This window comes from Bradyrhizobium sp. 132, assembly GCF_023074185.1.
Taxonomy (GTDB): domain Bacteria; phylum Pseudomonadota; class Alphaproteobacteria; order Rhizobiales; family Xanthobacteraceae; genus Bradyrhizobium.
The window spans coordinates 1-15,277 of sequence record NZ_JADPKY010000105.1 but is presented as its reverse complement, the minus strand read 5'-3'; the positions used below and the strand labels follow the sequence as shown (position 1 = coordinate 15,277).

The 15,277-nt window shown below is 58.2% G+C and carries 12 protein-coding genes and 2 pseudogenes; 7 read left to right on the top strand and 7 right to left on the bottom strand.

Annotated features, from left to right (window positions below; all coding sequences use genetic code 11):
* The first annotated feature begins 394 nt into the window (after positions 1-394).
* Entirely contained in the window at positions 395-2,185 is a 1,791-nt protein-coding gene (locus IVA74_RS21480; protein ID WP_247347888.1) for an adenylate/guanylate cyclase domain-containing protein, read from the top strand.
* A gap of 196 nt (positions 2,186-2,381) precedes the next feature.
* Here the strand turns inward: IVA74_RS21480 and IVA74_RS21475 are convergent, their stop codons facing one another.
* The gene (locus IVA74_RS21475) at positions 2,382-2,693 is read right to left on the bottom strand and encodes a hypothetical protein (protein WP_247347887.1); all 312 of its coding nucleotides are present in this window, start codon (positions 2,691-2,693) and stop codon (positions 2,382-2,384) included.
* 468 nt (positions 2,694-3,161) lie between these two features.
* Here IVA74_RS21475 and IVA74_RS21470 point away from each other — a divergent pair, with 468 nt between their 5' ends.
* The gene (locus tag IVA74_RS21470; protein WP_247347886.1) at positions 3,162-3,443 is read left to right on the top strand and encodes a hypothetical protein; all 282 of its coding nucleotides are present in this window, start codon (positions 3,162-3,164) and stop codon (positions 3,441-3,443) included.
* A 648-nt stretch (positions 3,444-4,091) separates the two neighbouring features.
* Here the strand turns inward: IVA74_RS21470 and IVA74_RS21465 are convergent.
* The 5 genes and pseudogenes from IVA74_RS21465 to IVA74_RS21445 form a co-directional block, all read right to left on the bottom strand.
* Positions 4,092-4,452, bottom strand: a pseudogene (locus IVA74_RS21465) (PRC-barrel domain-containing protein).
* 328 nt (positions 4,453-4,780) lie between these two features.
* Complete coding sequence (locus IVA74_RS21460) at positions 4,781-5,014, bottom strand: hypothetical protein (protein ID WP_247347885.1); 234 nt, start codon at positions 5,012-5,014, stop codon at positions 4,781-4,783.
* A 635-nt stretch (positions 5,015-5,649) separates the two neighbouring features.
* Positions 5,650-7,620: a PAS domain-containing sensor histidine kinase gene (locus tag IVA74_RS21455; RefSeq protein ID WP_247347884.1), complete on the bottom strand. Its 1,971-nt coding sequence runs from the start codon at positions 7,618-7,620 to the stop codon at positions 5,650-5,652.
* 163 nt (positions 7,621-7,783) lie between these two features.
* A complete protein-coding gene (locus tag IVA74_RS21450) occupies positions 7,784-8,194 on the bottom strand; it encodes a hypothetical protein (protein WP_247347883.1) in 411 nt (136 codons plus the stop codon).
* Between the two features lie 50 nt (positions 8,195-8,244).
* Positions 8,245-8,577: a hypothetical protein gene (locus IVA74_RS21445; protein WP_247347882.1), complete on the bottom strand. Its 333-nt coding sequence runs from the start codon at positions 8,575-8,577 to the stop codon at positions 8,245-8,247.
* A 1,050-nt stretch (positions 8,578-9,627) separates the two neighbouring features.
* Between IVA74_RS21445 and IVA74_RS21440 the strand changes: the two genes are divergently transcribed.
* Together IVA74_RS21440 and IVA74_RS21435 are read left to right on the top strand one after the other, a co-directional pair.
* Positions 9,628-11,226: a hypothetical protein gene (locus tag IVA74_RS21440; RefSeq protein ID WP_247347881.1), complete on the top strand. Its 1,599-nt coding sequence runs from the start codon at positions 9,628-9,630 to the stop codon at positions 11,224-11,226.
* A gap of 54 nt (positions 11,227-11,280) precedes the next feature.
* Complete coding sequence (locus tag IVA74_RS21435; protein ID WP_247347880.1) at positions 11,281-11,844, top strand: tetratricopeptide repeat protein; 564 nt, start codon at positions 11,281-11,283, stop codon at positions 11,842-11,844.
* A gap of 338 nt (positions 11,845-12,182) precedes the next feature.
* On the opposite strand, the gene bfr is transcribed toward IVA74_RS21435, so the two are convergent.
* Positions 12,183-12,665 (bottom strand): bacterioferritin, encoded by a 483-nt coding sequence (gene bfr / locus IVA74_RS21430; protein WP_247347879.1) that lies wholly within the window; start codon positions 12,663-12,665, stop codon positions 12,183-12,185.
* 194 nt (positions 12,666-12,859) lie between these two features.
* Here bfr and IVA74_RS41205 point away from each other — a divergent pair.
* From IVA74_RS41205 to IVA74_RS21415, 3 genes and pseudogenes are all read left to right on the top strand, one after another.
* Positions 12,860-13,229, top strand: a pseudogene (locus IVA74_RS41205) (VOC family protein).
* 81 nt (positions 13,230-13,310) lie between these two features.
* Positions 13,311-14,063, top strand: coding sequence for a cupin domain-containing protein (locus IVA74_RS21425; RefSeq protein WP_247347878.1), 753 nt, complete (start codon positions 13,311-13,313; stop codon positions 14,061-14,063).
* 111 nt (positions 14,064-14,174) lie between these two features.
* On the top strand, positions 14,175-15,095 hold the full coding sequence (locus IVA74_RS21415) for a complex I NDUFA9 subunit family protein (RefSeq protein ID WP_256467561.1): 921 nt from the start codon (positions 14,175-14,177) through the stop codon (positions 15,093-15,095).
* Positions 15,096-15,277 lie beyond the last annotated feature (182 nt).

Genomic DNA, 15,277 nt, shown 5'->3' with positions numbered 1-15,277 from the left:
GATTGCTGAAACCGAAGTTTGCAGTCCGCACATTGCCGCTTATTCCCAGTGGCATCGTTAATGCGATGGGAATGCCAAAGGACGAAGTTTCCGTACTTCATAACGTGGCCGGCCACACGAGCGTGCAGCGCGCTCGCAAGAAGGGCGGGCTTTGGCTAAAAACCTACCAGGTTGCGACGCTTCGACTTTCTGAGGTGTGTTCCCGAAAATTCGCGGATCGACGACAGCTATGAGTCAATCGCCTCGGTTTGCGGCGATGACTTCCGGTCCAGCCGAAAAACCGGACGTGGTCAGATCGGGCCGGCATGTCTCGAACGGGCCAAAAACCGACATCCGGTTGAGTAGGCATATTACCGAGTCTGTCGTATAACTCGGACCCGCGAGGCCCCCTGCTATGGTGCAAGACCGCCCAGCCCGGATTGAGCGCAAGTTGTCGGCGATATTGGCTGCTGACGTGGCTGGCTATTCGCGGCTCATGCACCACAACGAAGAGGGGACGCATGCGAAGCTGATAGCGCTTCTCGCGAACGCTGTGGAGCCCGCGATAGCGGACCATGGCGGCCGCATCGTGAAGAACACCGGCGATGGGTTCTTGGCAGAATTTCCGAGCGCAGTCGAAGCGGTCCGAGCTGCGGTGCAGTTCCAGGCCCGCATCAAGGAGCTTACAACGGATGAAGTCGAAGAAAGGCGCATTGCCTTCCGCGTTGGCATTAATATTGGTGACGTAATCGTTGAGCCGCATGACATCTTCGGAGATGGCGTCAACATCGCGGCACGGCTCGAGAGCCTCGCACAGCCAGGCGGCATCTGTATCTCGTCTTCTGCGCACGATTATGTCCGGGGCAAGGTGGGGGTCGAGTTCGCCGATCTGGGCGAACAGACTCTCAAAAACATTGACCGCCCTGTGCGGCCTTATGCTGTAGTCTGGGACAATCCCAGCCCGTTGACGCAGGCCGAGCGCGCAGCCCCGGGCTCCCTCTCGCCACCTCGCCTTTCCATGGTTGTGCTGCCTTTCGCCAACCTCGGTGGCGATCCGGAGCAGGACTATTTCGTTGACGGCGTGACCGAGAGCCTGACCACCGACTTGTCGCGCATATCCGGTTCATTCGTGATCGGCCGACACACCGCTTTCACGTACAAGGGCAAGACGGCCGGCCTCAAGAAGATCGGGTGTGAGTTGAACGTTCGCTATGTGCTCGAAGGTTCGGTCCAGCGCAGCGGTAACCGGCTTCGGGTGAACGTGCAGCTTGTCGATGCCGAAAGTGGCAATCACCTTTGGGCCGAACGGTTCGATAAGCCCATCGCGGATCTGTTCGACATGCAGGACGAAATCGTCGCCCGACTGGCCAATGCGCTAGATGCTGAGCTCATTGCAGCCGAGGCGCGGCGAGCCGAGCACTCCCTAAACCCCGACGCGATGGACCTATATTTCCAAGGCATCGCTTTCGCAAACAGGGGGACTACCTCAGAGTACCTAGCGCGGGCGCGCGGTTTTTTTGAACGGGCTTTGGCACTAGACCCCAGTTGTATTGAGGCGCTGGTAGGTAGAGCAGGTTTGGATGAGGCAACTGTTACCGCCTTGTTAACTGACGACCCAGCCCCGCACCTCGCGGTGGCTGAGGCGACCTTGAACAAGGTTCTGTCGCTGGCTCCCCAGCATGCGTTGGCGCACCTGCGATTTGGCATCGTCCTCGTTCTAACGAACCGCGCGACTCAAGGTATTGCTGAATGTGAACGGGCGCTGGTGCTGGATCGCAATTTGGCCCATGCTCACGCTTGGATCGGTCTCGCCAAAGTGTACGTCGGCCGTGCCGCGGAAACTGAAGCCTACGTGCAGGAGGCGCTTCGGTTATCTCCACGCGATGCCCGTTCATATATTTGGCTGATGATCGTTGGCATGTCCAAATTTCTCCTTGATGCTAACGAGGAAGCAGTGGCTTGGCTACGCCGCAGCATTGAGGCCAATCGAAATCATCCGCTCGTGCATTTTTGGCTCGCCGCTGCGTTGGCGCGCCTTGGAGCGGTTGACGAGGCGAAACGCGCGGCGCGGACGGCACTTGCCCTCAATCCAAGTTTCACCATTCGCCGCGCGCGCACCCACCTACCAAGCGGCGATCCGATTTACCTCGCCGGACGCGAGCGCCTCTATGAGGGGCTGAGCTTGGCCGGGGTGCCGGAGGGGTGATGTCGGAGTTGGGTCATTCCCGTCGATCGGTTATGACCGCGACCGCGTCCCGTCCACCCCAAAGAGCCGACGGCAAGTGAGGGTGACATTCGACGCAAAGGGCCAAACGATGACTTCAACGAGCGCGTCGTTTGGACCAGTTTTCCAGTTCTGGCTTCCCGCCAGCCCTTGCCATTCGGGATTGCAAGCGAGTCAATCAGTTGGGGCGCCGGGAGCGCGAAAGCTTGGTGGCAGCAGATACAACCCTGTCGTAGGCTTCGAGGGAAGCGTCGGTGGATAGTTCGATCATCTCTCGGAACCGTGCATCGCTCATCTGCGTGAAGCTTTGGCTTATGGCTTCGTTGAGTTCATCATCGCTGACAGATGCACCCTTGGGAGTCGTTCGCCCCGTGAGCTGACAGAATAACTTCAGCCGATAGGTGTCTGCCGCCACCTGCCAAGCCCAGTCGTGCGACTCTACTGCCTTCCGCATTTTTCCGGTGCCTAGAACGCCTAAACATTCGGTCATGATAGCCGCAAACTTCTAAGTTCAAGTAGGTGAGGTCTCATGTTTCTTGATAGCAGGCTACGCAAAGGCGTGCCTCACACTGCGGTTATGCCTGCCGTGGGTCACAAGCGGCGGTCGACGCGATGCTGGATTGCCTTCGGGTTTGCCCCTGAAAGCCGACATGACACGGGTTCAAGCGACCTTCGGCTAAGGGCCCAGAACCGGAAGTCTCGCATGTTCCCCAGTCCCATTTTTTGGGAACACCCGCACGCCCATTCGGACAAGCCCCGCCACTCGAAAGGCAACCAGCCTCAACTCGACGCGAACAGCCAATCGCATTGACAGATTTGCGCTATGGACAGTCGCCGACTGAGCACCAACACCCCCGCATGTAAACACCTTGTGGCGCAGCTACGGAACAACGTTACACCCAAGAAATTCTCGGAACGAAACGGGTCGTCAGTCTTTCTCTGCCTTTGGGAGGTGCCCATGACTTCTCTTGCGATAGAAGGCGCGTGTGCGTTTGCCTGGCGGAACTACTTGCTCCTCCACAGCGGCATCAGCGAGAACGATGACAAGCGTTCCGCCCTTTATTGCTACGTCGCCAACCTTCGTGATACCGGCGAGCATGATTTCGATCTCTTGCAAGTAGCGGCAGTCGCTTACTTGAAAAAATTGGACGAATTGCATGACGACCGACGTGCGAGACTCGCTGCGGATCAAATTTTGGCCGAGTGTTTGGAATCACGCCGTGCACGACTGGACACCTAGCTTTGGGTCATATAGCCCCAGAGCGAAGGAGCGAATCCCATGGCAGACACGATCGCTAGCGCAAACCGATCTGCGCGCCGCCCACAGGGCGCATCACCGCAGCGACAGCAATCGGCATGAATGCCCTGAAGCCGATTATGCATTTCCAGGTCTCAATGGATGTGGGCCGATAGTATTGAGTGGCTCGCGGGCAATTAGGGCTTGGAAGAAGCCGGGACAGCCGTAGAGGAACACGGCAAGCAACGCGCCGCGCCAGGCCGATGTCTGTCGGTACCTACACAGCCGGGCCATCGTTCGAGAGGGAGGCTTACAGCTGACGCTTTTGAAGGAAACTGGAGACCGCCGCTTTTGGCTATCTGCGCGAGCGCTTGTATTCAGAGCAGCGGGTCGCAGGGCAGCGACCTTTGGCTATCCGCGACATGCGCCGTGTTAGTACCGGCGAGCGACGGTCTCTTGTTGCTTAAAGCCTGGCAGGGGCTTTCGTTCCCTTATCTCTAATCGCGAATGCGACGTTCCCAGTCATCGGCAACCAGAAGTGCGAATACCACCGCCATCCTACTGGGAACGCGGTACTCCAGGCCGCGCACGCATGGTGCAACGCATCCGACTGACGCCAAAAGACCGCCTTTCGGGCGGTCCTCTTGGGAATTAGATGAAGGTGCTCTCGTAATACTTGTTCACTCTGCTCTCACTCTGATCCGACCAATTCCAGCTACTTTCGTCACCGTACTTGGGCGCGGACTTCAGCCGGTCTTCGGTAATATTCGTTAGATAGCCACCAAGGCCCTCGTCATATCTCAGGGACTGCCAAGGCAACGGATAGTAGTCGTCGCCGATGCCCCGGGAAACCGCCGAAGCTCAAGACGGCGTATTTTACCTGACCGCTTCTTTTATCGATCATCACACGTTCGAGGGTACCGACCTCACGTCGGTCCGCGCCGTACACCGTCGTTCCCTCAACCTTATCACTCCCGATCAGATTATTCGTTTCTCGATCTTGCATTCCCATGATTACCTCCGCTGCTTAGGAGCTTGGAATGGCGCTGATGGTCAACGCCATCAGCAGCCGCAGTTGGAGAACGGGACAAACGGGCAAAGGGTTCGCTCGAAACAACGGACCATGAGGTTTTAATGTTTCGGCGGAACGCAAGTGTCTTGGGTGCTTTCAAGCTGCTCGGCCATCGCTAATAGCATTGTCCCGTATTCGACTGGTCAAAGCGGGAAAAAATGGCATCGGCCGGAACGTTCAAGAAGTTGGCTGAGTTGAAAGTCATGCGCCTCGCGCTCCGGCTAATTTTGCGCGGCGCAGCCGACTAAAGCCAGCAAGAGGCGGCAAACTAGTCTCCGACGTGCATTCGCAGCACGGCCGCGCGAGGATCGTGATGTACACCACTGCGATATACGATGAGCTGAGGCAGATAGAGGGCGATGTCGTCGAAGGGGAACGGCGCCTCGCCGAGCAAGAGGCGCTTGTTATTGAGCTGAAGCGCGAGAACCAAGACACGGCAAAAGCTGAAGCCGAGCTTGAACGGATGCGCGGAGATCAGCAACGTCGCGATCAGGATCGACAACGTCTGCTCTCACGGCTGCAACCCTGAAATAACGACCCCGGGGGCTTACCATTCTTATTCGTGAGCGGTTACGGCTCGGGTGGGGCGCCGGAGGAATTCAAGGGCAGGCAGGTGCTGCCCAAACCTTGCGGCAATCAAAATGCTAAACCGGAGTATCGACGCGATCTGGCCGAACAAGCGGCCGCCGGTCACCTCCTGCTGGGGCGCAAAGCTGCGCGAGCGCAATAGATCATCCCGGCAGCTAAGATGAGAAGAACGGCCGCCCCAGCGAGGAAGTGCAAAATCGCCATCGCCGTGCTCTCTAGGCCGTGCTCTCTAGGGCTTTTCGGTCTTCCGCTGAACAAGCAGCGCCACCAACAGCAGTGCTGCCGTGGCCAACAGGAATGTCCCGGAACTGATTTCAGCGGGTCTGCGTCGCATGCCGAACGCTATCACGACCGCTGATGGGCGCATTCACCTGAGTTAACGGGGCCGTCACTTACTTCAAGGCAGCGACAAAGAGGGAGCCTTAAAGTCTGCTCTGGGTCAAAAGCTGCCTTGGTCGCTCGCATGGCATGCTTCAGCTTGCCTCCCAAAAGCAGGCCTCGCGGCACGCTGAGCTAAGGTCAGCTACGGGCCACAAGCGGAAATAGCGCTTAGCTGGATGCCGTCCGATCCAGCATCTCTCGCACGCGAAGCGCAAGCTTTGCCAAAGATATAGGCTTCTCCAACAGGTCTACTCCCTCTTCAAGGCGTCCTTGGTGGACTATCGCGTTACGCGAGTACCCCGTCATATAAAGAATCCTGAGACCGGGGCGGATCTGGAGAGCTCGCCTGCCCAGCTCGCGACCATTGATTCCAGGCATGACGACATCAGTCAGGAGAAGGTCAATCCGAGGAGTGTCCTGGAGCAGCGTAGTCAACGCCGACTGCGCACTGGGAGCGGAAACAACGCGATAATTGAGATCCCTCAACGCGTCCGATACATAGGCGCGCAGGTCTGCATCATCCTCGACGACAAGAATTGTTTCCAAATTTTCGCCTTCGGGCACTGCTTCTTCGTAATCGGCCTCAGTCGAAACTTTGCTCACATACGAACGAGGAAAGTACATCCTGATGCTAGTGCCGTGGCCGAGTTCACTATAGATTTTGACGTGGCCGCCGGACTGCTTGATGAAACCATAGACTTGGCTCAGCCCCAGTCCCGTTCCCTGTCCCGGCTCTTTCGTTGTGAAGAAGGGTTCGAACGCGTGGTGGAGGACGTCACTGGACATGCCGCTTCCGGTATCCGTCACGCACAGCACCACGTATTGACCAGGCGAAAGCTCCGGATTTGTCCGGCAATATTCTTCATCGGCGGAGACGTTCACCGCCTCTACAGTCAACTTGCCGCCGTTCGGCATGGCATCGCGCGCGTTGATGCAGAGGTTGATAATCGCCGATTCCAGGTGATTTGTATCCGCTTCGATCTGCCAAAGCCCTGCGCTTCCGACCGTCTGAATCTCGATACCCTCTCCGAGGGTGCGCTGGAGGAAGTCCTGCAAGCCGTTCAGAAACGAATTGAGATCAATAGGCTTAGGATCGAGAGCTTGCCTTCTCGAGAAAGCCAGCAAGCGACTGGTTAGTGCCGCTGCTCTTTGCGCCCCTCTTTTCGCGTTTGTTAGCGCGCGTTGGATGTTCACGCTCCCGGGAAGATGACGACTATGCCGCTCGGCTGTTTCGATGTTGCCCAGCACAATCATCAGAAGGTTGTTGAAGTCGTGGGCAATGCCGCCGCTCAACTGTCCCACCGCTTCGAGTTTTTGAGAGGCCGCTAACTGCGCTTGCACACTCAGGAGCTCATCCTGCGCCTTTTTTCGTTCGGTCAAATCTCGGGTAACTTTGGCAAAACCAACAAGGCTGCCCGCGTCATCCACAATGCGGTCTATGACAACAGATGCCCAGAAGCGCGTCCCGTCCTTCCGCACTCGCCAGCCTTCGGCCTCGAAACGACCGCTTTCGGCAGCTTCCGTGAGAGCGCGCTTCGGTACGCCGAGTTCAAGATCCTCCGGCGTGTAAAATCGACTGAAGTGACTCCCAATAATCTCAGGTGGTGCATAGCCCTTTATTCGCTGTGCGCCGGGGTTCCAGGTGGTCACATGGCCAGATAGATCGAGCTGAAAGATCGCGTAGTCGACAACCGCCTCCACCAACCGGCGGTAGCGGCCCTCACTCGCCAAGAGATCAAGCTGAGCCTGATAACGCTCCGTGATGTCCCGGGTCACCTTCGCAAAGCCAATCAGTTGGCCGGAATCGTCGCGGATGGTGTCAATCACCACGAGCGCCCAGAATCGGCTTCCGTCCTTGCGAACTCGCCATCCTTCGGAATGAAAACGACCGGTGTTACGGGCAGCAGCTAATGCGCGCTCTGGAAGGCCTTTGTCGCGGTCTTCGGGCGTGTAGAAAGTCGAGAACGGCTTGCTGATAATCTCCTCAGCGGAATAGCCTTTCAGCGCCTTTGCTCCCGCGTTCCAGGTTTCGACGCGGCCTTCCGCGTCCAACATGAAGATCGCATAATCGACAATACTGTTAAGGAGCAGCTCGAACCGGCGCGAATCCTCAATGCGATGAACTGATGGCGGGCTCATTTTTCCTGATGTCGGCCGGGAGCGGGATCATACAGAACGCTGTCGCAAGGGATTGGTTCCGTATCTAATGCCGGCTGCCGACGGACCGAAGCGGGCAATCGACTGTCCGCTCTGGGTCAAAATGCGAAGAACTCAGCCTGAGCAAACCTTGTCCGCCATTGCCTCAATAAGCGGACCTCGTGGAACGATGCTGCCACTTCGCCGAAGGGCCATACCCGGGCTCTGGAACTATCATTACATCATCAAGATGTCCGCCGGATGCGCAGATTCCGGAAATGCCATCCGTACCGTTCTCGACATAAAGCCCAATGCTGCCGTGCGCGTCTGCTCCCCGCTTGAGATCGTTGACGATCAAAGCTGGCTGTGGAGCCTCCCCAACAAATAACTTGGCGGTCGTGCCTTGTACCTCAATGCGCATGGCGGTCCATTCGCCCGGGATCAAGTCGACATAGGACTCGTACTGCGCCGGTGCCTCGCGCCGGAGGCGGGCGAAGTCGTAACCTGGATATGCGAAATATTGCGTTGAGTGATTGCGCCGGACTTGGTCGTCTGCACGCCCGTTGGTCGGGCGCAAATAAATTCCTTCACTGGCAAAAGACCCGTCAGTCGTCTGGACCCGAAACGCTACTCCCACGAAGCCGCGCGCGCCTGGGGGGCCTCGGGCAATGGGTTGCCGGCAACCTCAACCTCGATGGTTCCGTTATGGAAGTCAAAGCCCGGCACGAAGGCAAAGGTGTCGATGTCCGGATCGGCCCCCGAGATGAGGCGTCGAACCTCGAGCGCCGGGCCTCCATGATAATCGACCGCCCGCACCGAGACGTTACGAGGCACAACTTGTGCGGCATTATCGAGTGCGAGTGAGAGTTCGGTATCCGCAGCATTAGCCTCCGGGACGGTAAAGGCTACGGTAGCGCATGTTATGACAACGGCGAAGCCGATCCTGGCAAACATGGTCATCCTTAAGATTTTGGGTGGTTAACGTGCGAGAAACGTAGGGGACGATTGCGTAACAGCAAAGTAGGCTACGCTATTTTTCCATCGGACGTGTGGTCTTGACGTGAAGAGTCCGTTCCGGGTCAAAATGCGAAATACTCAACCTGCGCAAATCTACTCCGCCATGCCTCACTCAGCGGACCTCAACGAGGCGCGCGGGACGACACGTAAGCTCCCAATGGGTGCTATCGCCGACGTTCTCGTGCATCCAATCGATTTCGACGCTCTTGGTAAGCCGATCAATCCGGCTGGAAATGGTCGGTCTCCCATTCGCGTACTGACTGCTGAATCCGACTAGCAAGGGGGTGACCATCGTGATCGGAACGGCGTTATCTAGGAACGACACCGTATCTAGGAACGACACCGTTTGATCGTCCCCGCTCACAATGATGCTGAGATTGGTGACGGGCGCGAATTCCAACTCTGCTCCGGATGTGACCATCAACCTACTCGTTCCTTGGCAACGCAAAGTTATCTTCGAGCTTTGCTGCTGCGCACCTGCGGACTGCATCAATGCAAGCAGCAGAACCACACACATTAACCTCATCGACGACAGATCCTCGTGGCTGTGTCAGATGTTATCTTCATCGGTTGACATCATAGCTGCCGAGACCTCCAGCGCAAAGTCAGCTTTGGGTCATGTGCGGCGGTCAAGCCCATGAGAACATTTGCCCGGTGTACCTCCGACAGCCGACGTTCCGGTGGCAAAGGTGTTGTGCGGCTCTTGGCCAAGTACGGAAGTCTTCCTGCTCTTTTAGGGATAAGAGATGAAGAGTAAGCTTTGAGCTGCCACCGGCGCCTGCCGCGCGCCCGTGAATAAGTCCGCGGTAGCGACAGTGCCTTCGGCGGGCAAACTACACATCTCGTTTGATATTGATGCGGGCGCGATTTTGGGCGCCCATGACTATGCGTTCGTCCGCACCTTTGCAGGACAACCGAACAACAGGAATCTCGAAAGCGTGGCGGTTGCAAGCTCGTGCGCCGCCGCTGTCCAAGCTGGAGAGGAGGCTTACAATGAGCACTCAGTGGACACGAGTATTGTTTGCGATGGGCCTAGTCACCGCCGCGCTGACAAGCGGCGCAATCGCCCAGCAAGATCAACAGCTCGGCAAAGTGAGCTTTCCTACATCCTGCGACCCCAATGTGCAGGCCGAGTTTGACCGCGGCGTCGCCATGCTGCATTCGTACTGGTTTCTGATCGCCCGACGGAAGTTTGAAGCGGTTCTGCAGCAGGATCCCACCTGCGCCATGGGATATTGGGGTGTGGCGATGGACCTCCTCGGCAACACGCTCGCAACCACGCCGACGCGAGCGGAGGCGCAGGCGGCTTGGGATGCATTGGAAAAAGCGCGGGCTACCGAGGCGAAGACGCAGCGTGAGCGCGACTGGATCGAGGCCCTGAGCGCCTATTTCCGCGATCATGACAGAATCGCGGTGGATGCGCGCCTAGCGGCCTACAACGCCGCGATGGAGCGGATGGCGCAAACCTATCCTGACGACTACGAGGTGCAGGTCTATTATGCGCTTACGCTACAAGCCTCGGCGCCGAAAGACGACCTCACCTACGCCAATCAGCTCAAATCCGCAGCACTTCTGGAAAAACTACTCGAACAGAACCCGCAACATCCGGGCGTGACCCATTACCTAATTCACGCCTACGACTTTGCGCCGCTTGCTGAGAAAGGTGTTGTGTCGGCCCGTCGTTATGCCGGCATTGCTCCAGCCGTGCCGCATGCGCGGCACATGCCGTCGCACATCTATTCCATGGTCGGACTTTGGGAAGAGTCGATCGCCTCAAACGCTTCGGCGCTAGAGATCCAGCCCGACTACTATCATGCGTCAGACTTTACCGTCTATGCGCATCTGCAGCTCGCGCAGGACGCCAAGGCGGACGCGATGATCAAGAAGTCACTTGCCACCGCCGATCGCGGCGATCGACCGATCAACTTCGTGAATTTCACGGCCAAGTCCGCTATGCCGGCCCGCTACGTCCTGGAGCGGGCGGACTGGGCCGGTGCTGCCGCGATGCCGATGACACCAACCAAATATCCCATGGCTGATTCGCTAACCCATTTCACACGCGGTCTCGGCATGGTACGTACTGGCGATCTAGGCGGCGCCAAGCAAGAAATCGAAGCGATGAAGGTGTTGCGCACGACGCTGCAGGGGGCCGACCAGTCCTACTGGGCCGACCGCACCGAACAGCAAATGCTTACCATTTCCGCCTGGGTGGCACTCAAAGAAGGCGACCGCGATCGGGCCCTGAAATTCATGCGGGCGGCCGCCGATGGCGAAGATGGCAGCCTCAAACACGTGGCGATGGAGAACCGCCTCTTTCCGTTCCGCGAGCTGCTCGGGGAATTGCTTCTTGAGGTCGGGCAGCCCGCAGCTGCGCTGAGCGAATTCGAGACCGCACTCAAGCAAACTCCCAATCGCTTCCGCGCGTTCTGGGGAGCCGCCCGCGCCGCCGACGGTGCCGGCGACCGCCTGAAGGCAACCGAGTATTTTGGCAAGCTGGTAGAGCTGACCAAGAACGCCGATACGGAGCGGCAGGAAATCCGTGAGGCCAAGGCATACTTGCGCAACGATACCGTAGGTAGTGCACGACAATGATCGGTCGGTTGTCTGGCTCGATGCCCGGCAGCCATAGATGCCGAGATGACAACGATGATCCGCGCGATCGCAGTGGCTGCAGTGCTCGGTGCACTGGTCGCAGGTGTCTATGCGATTAGCATGCCGGAGTGGAGGACTAAACCGCTAGTCGGCGGGCTCAACCGTAGAGTTGAGGCCGCGATCACGCCCGAAGCCTGGCCGATCTGCACCACCATGGCGTCGGTCGCATCGGATGCCGAGTGGGCGCAGCTCGATCCCGATTTCAAGGCCGGCAAGAGGGCGCTCGCGGCAGAGGATTGGAATGGCGCTATCGCCGCGTTCGAACTCGCCGCACTGCGTGACCCCCTTAATGCCGATACCCAGAACTACATCGGCTATGCCTATCGACGGCTCCCCCAGCTTGGTCCGGCTATCGGTCATTATCAGCAGGCGTTGATGCTGAATCCCCGCCACCGCAGCGCGCATGAGCATCTTGGTGAGGCCTATCTAGTGCTTGGCGAGCCCGCCAAAGCGGAGCAACTCCTTACGGCGCTCGGAAATCTGTGCCTCATTCCTTGTGCGGAATATGATGACCTCACGCGGGCCGTCGCGGCGTACAAGAGGTTGGCCGCGCGTTGAGATCAGATTGAGGTCCGGCGTAGAGTTAGCTCGATATCTGAGTCGTTGGTACACCAGTTAGGCGCGTCCAGACGCACCGGGCGCAAACTGATCATCGTTCGGAACCCAGCCACGTGTATCGACGTATATCGCCAGTGCTGCCATTTCCGTTCCGGGTCACGAACGTCCTTTAGGACCGGACCCGGCTGCGTCCCGTCTACCCCCAACTTCCGACATTTCGCTGCACCGCCTTAACGGGCGCAATGGGCCAACAATAGACATTCCTCATCTGGCTCGCGAGAGCTATCGATGGTTGGCCGAGTCTGGCTTGGCTGCTCGCACGTATCGACCTCAACACCTCAGCCTTCGCCAAGTTCTCCGATATGATATTGGGCATAGAGCTCGGGGCCGATCTTCGTGACGAGCTCGATCTGGGTTTTCAGAAAGTCGATATGCTCTTCCTCATCGTGCATCAGGGTCTCAAACAGGCTTCGTGTCCAGTAATCTTTGACCGAATGGCAATGGGTCGCGGCTTCAGCGTAGAGAGAGTGCGCTGACAACTCAGCCTTCAAGTCGCTATCGAGCACCGCCTTCACGGTTTTCCCGATATGAACGAACTCCAGCGTCTGCATATTGGGAAATCGATCGAGGAAGATAATGCGTTCGATGAGCTTGTCAGCATGCTGCATCTCTTCAATGGATTCCTTGCGCCATGTCTTGGCGATCGCCTTGTAGCCCCAATTGTCGAGCAAACGGTAATGCAGCCAGTACTGGTTCACCGCGGTGAGCTCGTGGCGCAGCGCTTTGTTGAGGTATTCGATAACGTTTTTATCGCTCTTCATATTCTGCTCCTTTCGCGGGGTGCGACTTTGGGGTGATTTATCCACGCCCTAGCTTACCACACACGGCAGGCTCAAAATCGCGAAAGCGGACGCGGCCGCCTCGCACCGGCTCGCCGTTCAGCGGGGTCCCTGCTTTTCGCAGGGAGAAGGATCGACTACAAACGGCACAGGGAAAAAACAGGAGAGTTCTGTCTATGATCGAGGGGATCAGCGCGGTCACACTGGGCACCCACGAAATGCGACGAGCTGTCCGGTTCTACCGCGCGCTGGGGTTCGAGATTCTGCATGGCGGCGAGGAGTCGTCATTCACAAGCTTTCGAGCCGGGACGAGCTATCTCAACCTTATCGCCCAACGTGCCGAGCGGCGCTGGTCCTGGTGGGGGGCGGGTAATCTTCTACGTTGCCGATGTTGACGCACTTTACGACCGTGCGCTCGTAGCGGGATTCCAGCCAGCTACCGCGCCCCGCGACGCCGAATGGGGTGAGCGCTTCTTCCACCTGATCGACCCCGACGGCCACGAACTCAGTTTCGCTCGGCCTTTGCGCTCGGATTCCATCCAATAGCAGCCCAAAGCGACCTGCCATTCCAAGAGGCGCTGGGAGAGCGTATGCTGCTCCGATTATCGCTGAACCTGGGAGGCATTCATGCAGTTCAGGACAACCGAACTACTGTTGCTCGGCGCGATGGCGCTTCCCGCCTCCGGGACCGCGCAAACCACCCCGGCTCAACCGGCAATCACACGAACGGTGATCGCCGCAACCAAACTGCCGACCGTCACGGACGTGCCGCTCTATTTCAAAGCGGTGACCGTCACCCTTCACCCGGACGAGATGAGCGGCATCTCGGCAGCCAACGGCATCCTCTACCAGATGTCAGGTTCGACCCAGGTCGCGCTCGATGGCGGGGCCAAAAGGCTCAACGCTGGAGAGGGGCTGTTCATCGCCGGCGGAAAGACCGCTGCGCTAAGGGCTGGCGGCAACGGGCCATCTATTTTCCTCCACTTGTTGCTCGCGCCCGCCGGTGACCTGGACCGGTCTGCCCAAACGGCCCCTACCGCCGTGAGAGAGTTATATCGTACAGCGGATCCGATCCCCGACCTGAAGCCAGGCGTTTATGATCTCAATCTCACGCGAATCACGTTTCCGGCGGGGATGCCTTCCAACCCGCCACACCATCGGTCAGGCGCAGCTCTATACTTCATCATCTCCGGCACCGGGGCCAACACGGTCGACGGCAAGACGGAAGCAAGGGGACCGGGTTCCTTGATCTATGAACCGTACGCCCTCGTGCACCAATGGGGAAACCCAGGCAACGAGCCGTTGATATTCCTGGCCTTCAACATCAATCCGGAAGGTGTGGCGGCCGTGCTTCCGAGCGCGCCTGCAAAGAATCAATAGCGACTTTGTTCAGGAAGCTGGGGACTCGCTGAGACAGAAAGGCCATCACCCTGACATCAGCTTCGGCTGGGGCTATGCTACGGTGTCTCTGAGCACCGAGAAAATCAAGGGATGGCAACGAACGGTCGCACCGTCACCGTGTTCGGCGGAACCGGCTTTCTCGGCCGCCGCATCGTTCGGCATCTGCGCTCTCGCGGATTTCCCGTTCGGATCGCGTCAAGGCATCCGGATCAGGGGCACAGGCTGTTTGGTCGTGATGATCCGAAACTTCAATCCGTAGGGGCCAACATTCACGACGAGCGATCAGTCGCGGATGCGCTTGCCGGCGCCTACGGCGTTGTAAATGCGGTTAGCCTTTACGTCGAGCACGGACAGGAGACTTTTCATTCCGTTCACGTCGAGTCTGCCCAACGGGTAGCGGCTCAAGCGCACCGTACCGGAGTCGATCGGCTCATTCACATCTCAGGAATCGGCGCCGATGCCGCTTCGCAATCACGGTACATCCGAAAGCGCGGCGAAGGCGACCTGGCGGTCCGGGCCGCGTTCATCGAGGCACTTTTCATCCGCCCGGCCGTGATGTTCGGACCGGATGACGCATTTCTCACGACCATCCTCAAGCTCCTCCGCCAGCTTCCAGTCTATCCGATGTTCGGCCGCGGCGTGACCAGATTGCAGCCGGCCTATGTGGAAGATGTGGCGGAGGCGATTGCTCGGGTCATGCAGCGAGCAGAGACGCCTTCAACGATCTTCGAGTTCGGCGGCCCTCGCGTCTACACTTACGAGGAGTTTCTCAGAGCCGTTGCGCATCAGGCTGGACTTGCGCCCCGACTGATTCCAATCCCGCTTGCCGTTTGGCATGCACTTGCGTGGGCGTCCGAAATGTTGCCGAGTCCGCTCCTCACGCGCAATCAAGTGGAACTGATGCAAATCGACACCGTGTCATCGCCGGAGATGCCCGGATTTGGTGAACTTGGGATTTCGCCGCACTCGGTCGAGACAATACTCCAGGAGATGCTGTCAAATTGCGGATGAGGAGGCTTCTCCGTCAATCCGCTTCAACGGACGACGGTGTCGCGCGCTACATCCGCCTGTATTCACCCACCTGATGTCCGAGTTGGGTCAAAATGAGAAGAACTCAGGTTGAGCAAATCTGGCCTGCAATGGCGGTATGAGCGGACCTCCGCCAGACAAGGAGCAACTTCGCTGATGGGCCA

Excerpts from the sequence above, each read along its gene's own strand:
- IVA74_RS21480 (WP_247347888.1), top strand. The coding sequence starts at position 395 with ATGGTGCAAGACCGCCCAGCCCGGATTGAGCGCAAGTTGTCGGCGATA.
- IVA74_RS21470 (WP_247347886.1), top strand. The coding sequence starts at position 3,162 with ATGACTTCTCTTGCGATAGAAGGCGCGTGTGCGTTTGCCTGGCGGAAC.
- IVA74_RS21415 (WP_256467561.1), top strand. The coding sequence starts at position 14,175 with ATGGCAACGAACGGTCGCACCGTCACCGTGTTCGGCGGAACCGGCTTT.
- IVA74_RS21455 (WP_247347884.1), bottom strand. The coding sequence starts at position 7,620 with ATGAGCCCGCCATCAGTTCATCGCATTGAGGATTCGCGCCGGTTCGAG.
- IVA74_RS21435 (WP_247347880.1), top strand. The coding sequence starts at position 11,281 with ATGATCCGCGCGATCGCAGTGGCTGCAGTGCTCGGTGCACTGGTCGCA.
- IVA74_RS21475 (WP_247347887.1), bottom strand. The coding sequence starts at position 2,693 with ATGACCGAATGTTTAGGCGTTCTAGGCACCGGAAAAATGCGGAAGGCA.
- IVA74_RS21425 (WP_247347878.1), top strand. The coding sequence starts at position 13,311 with ATGCAGTTCAGGACAACCGAACTACTGTTGCTCGGCGCGATGGCGCTT.
- bfr (WP_247347879.1), bottom strand. The coding sequence starts at position 12,665 with ATGAAGAGCGATAAAAACGTTATCGAATACCTCAACAAAGCGCTGCGC.
- IVA74_RS21440 (WP_247347881.1), top strand. The coding sequence starts at position 9,628 with ATGAGCACTCAGTGGACACGAGTATTGTTTGCGATGGGCCTAGTCACC.
- IVA74_RS21445 (WP_247347882.1), bottom strand. The coding sequence starts at position 8,577 with ATGACCATGTTTGCCAGGATCGGCTTCGCCGTTGTCATAACATGCGCT.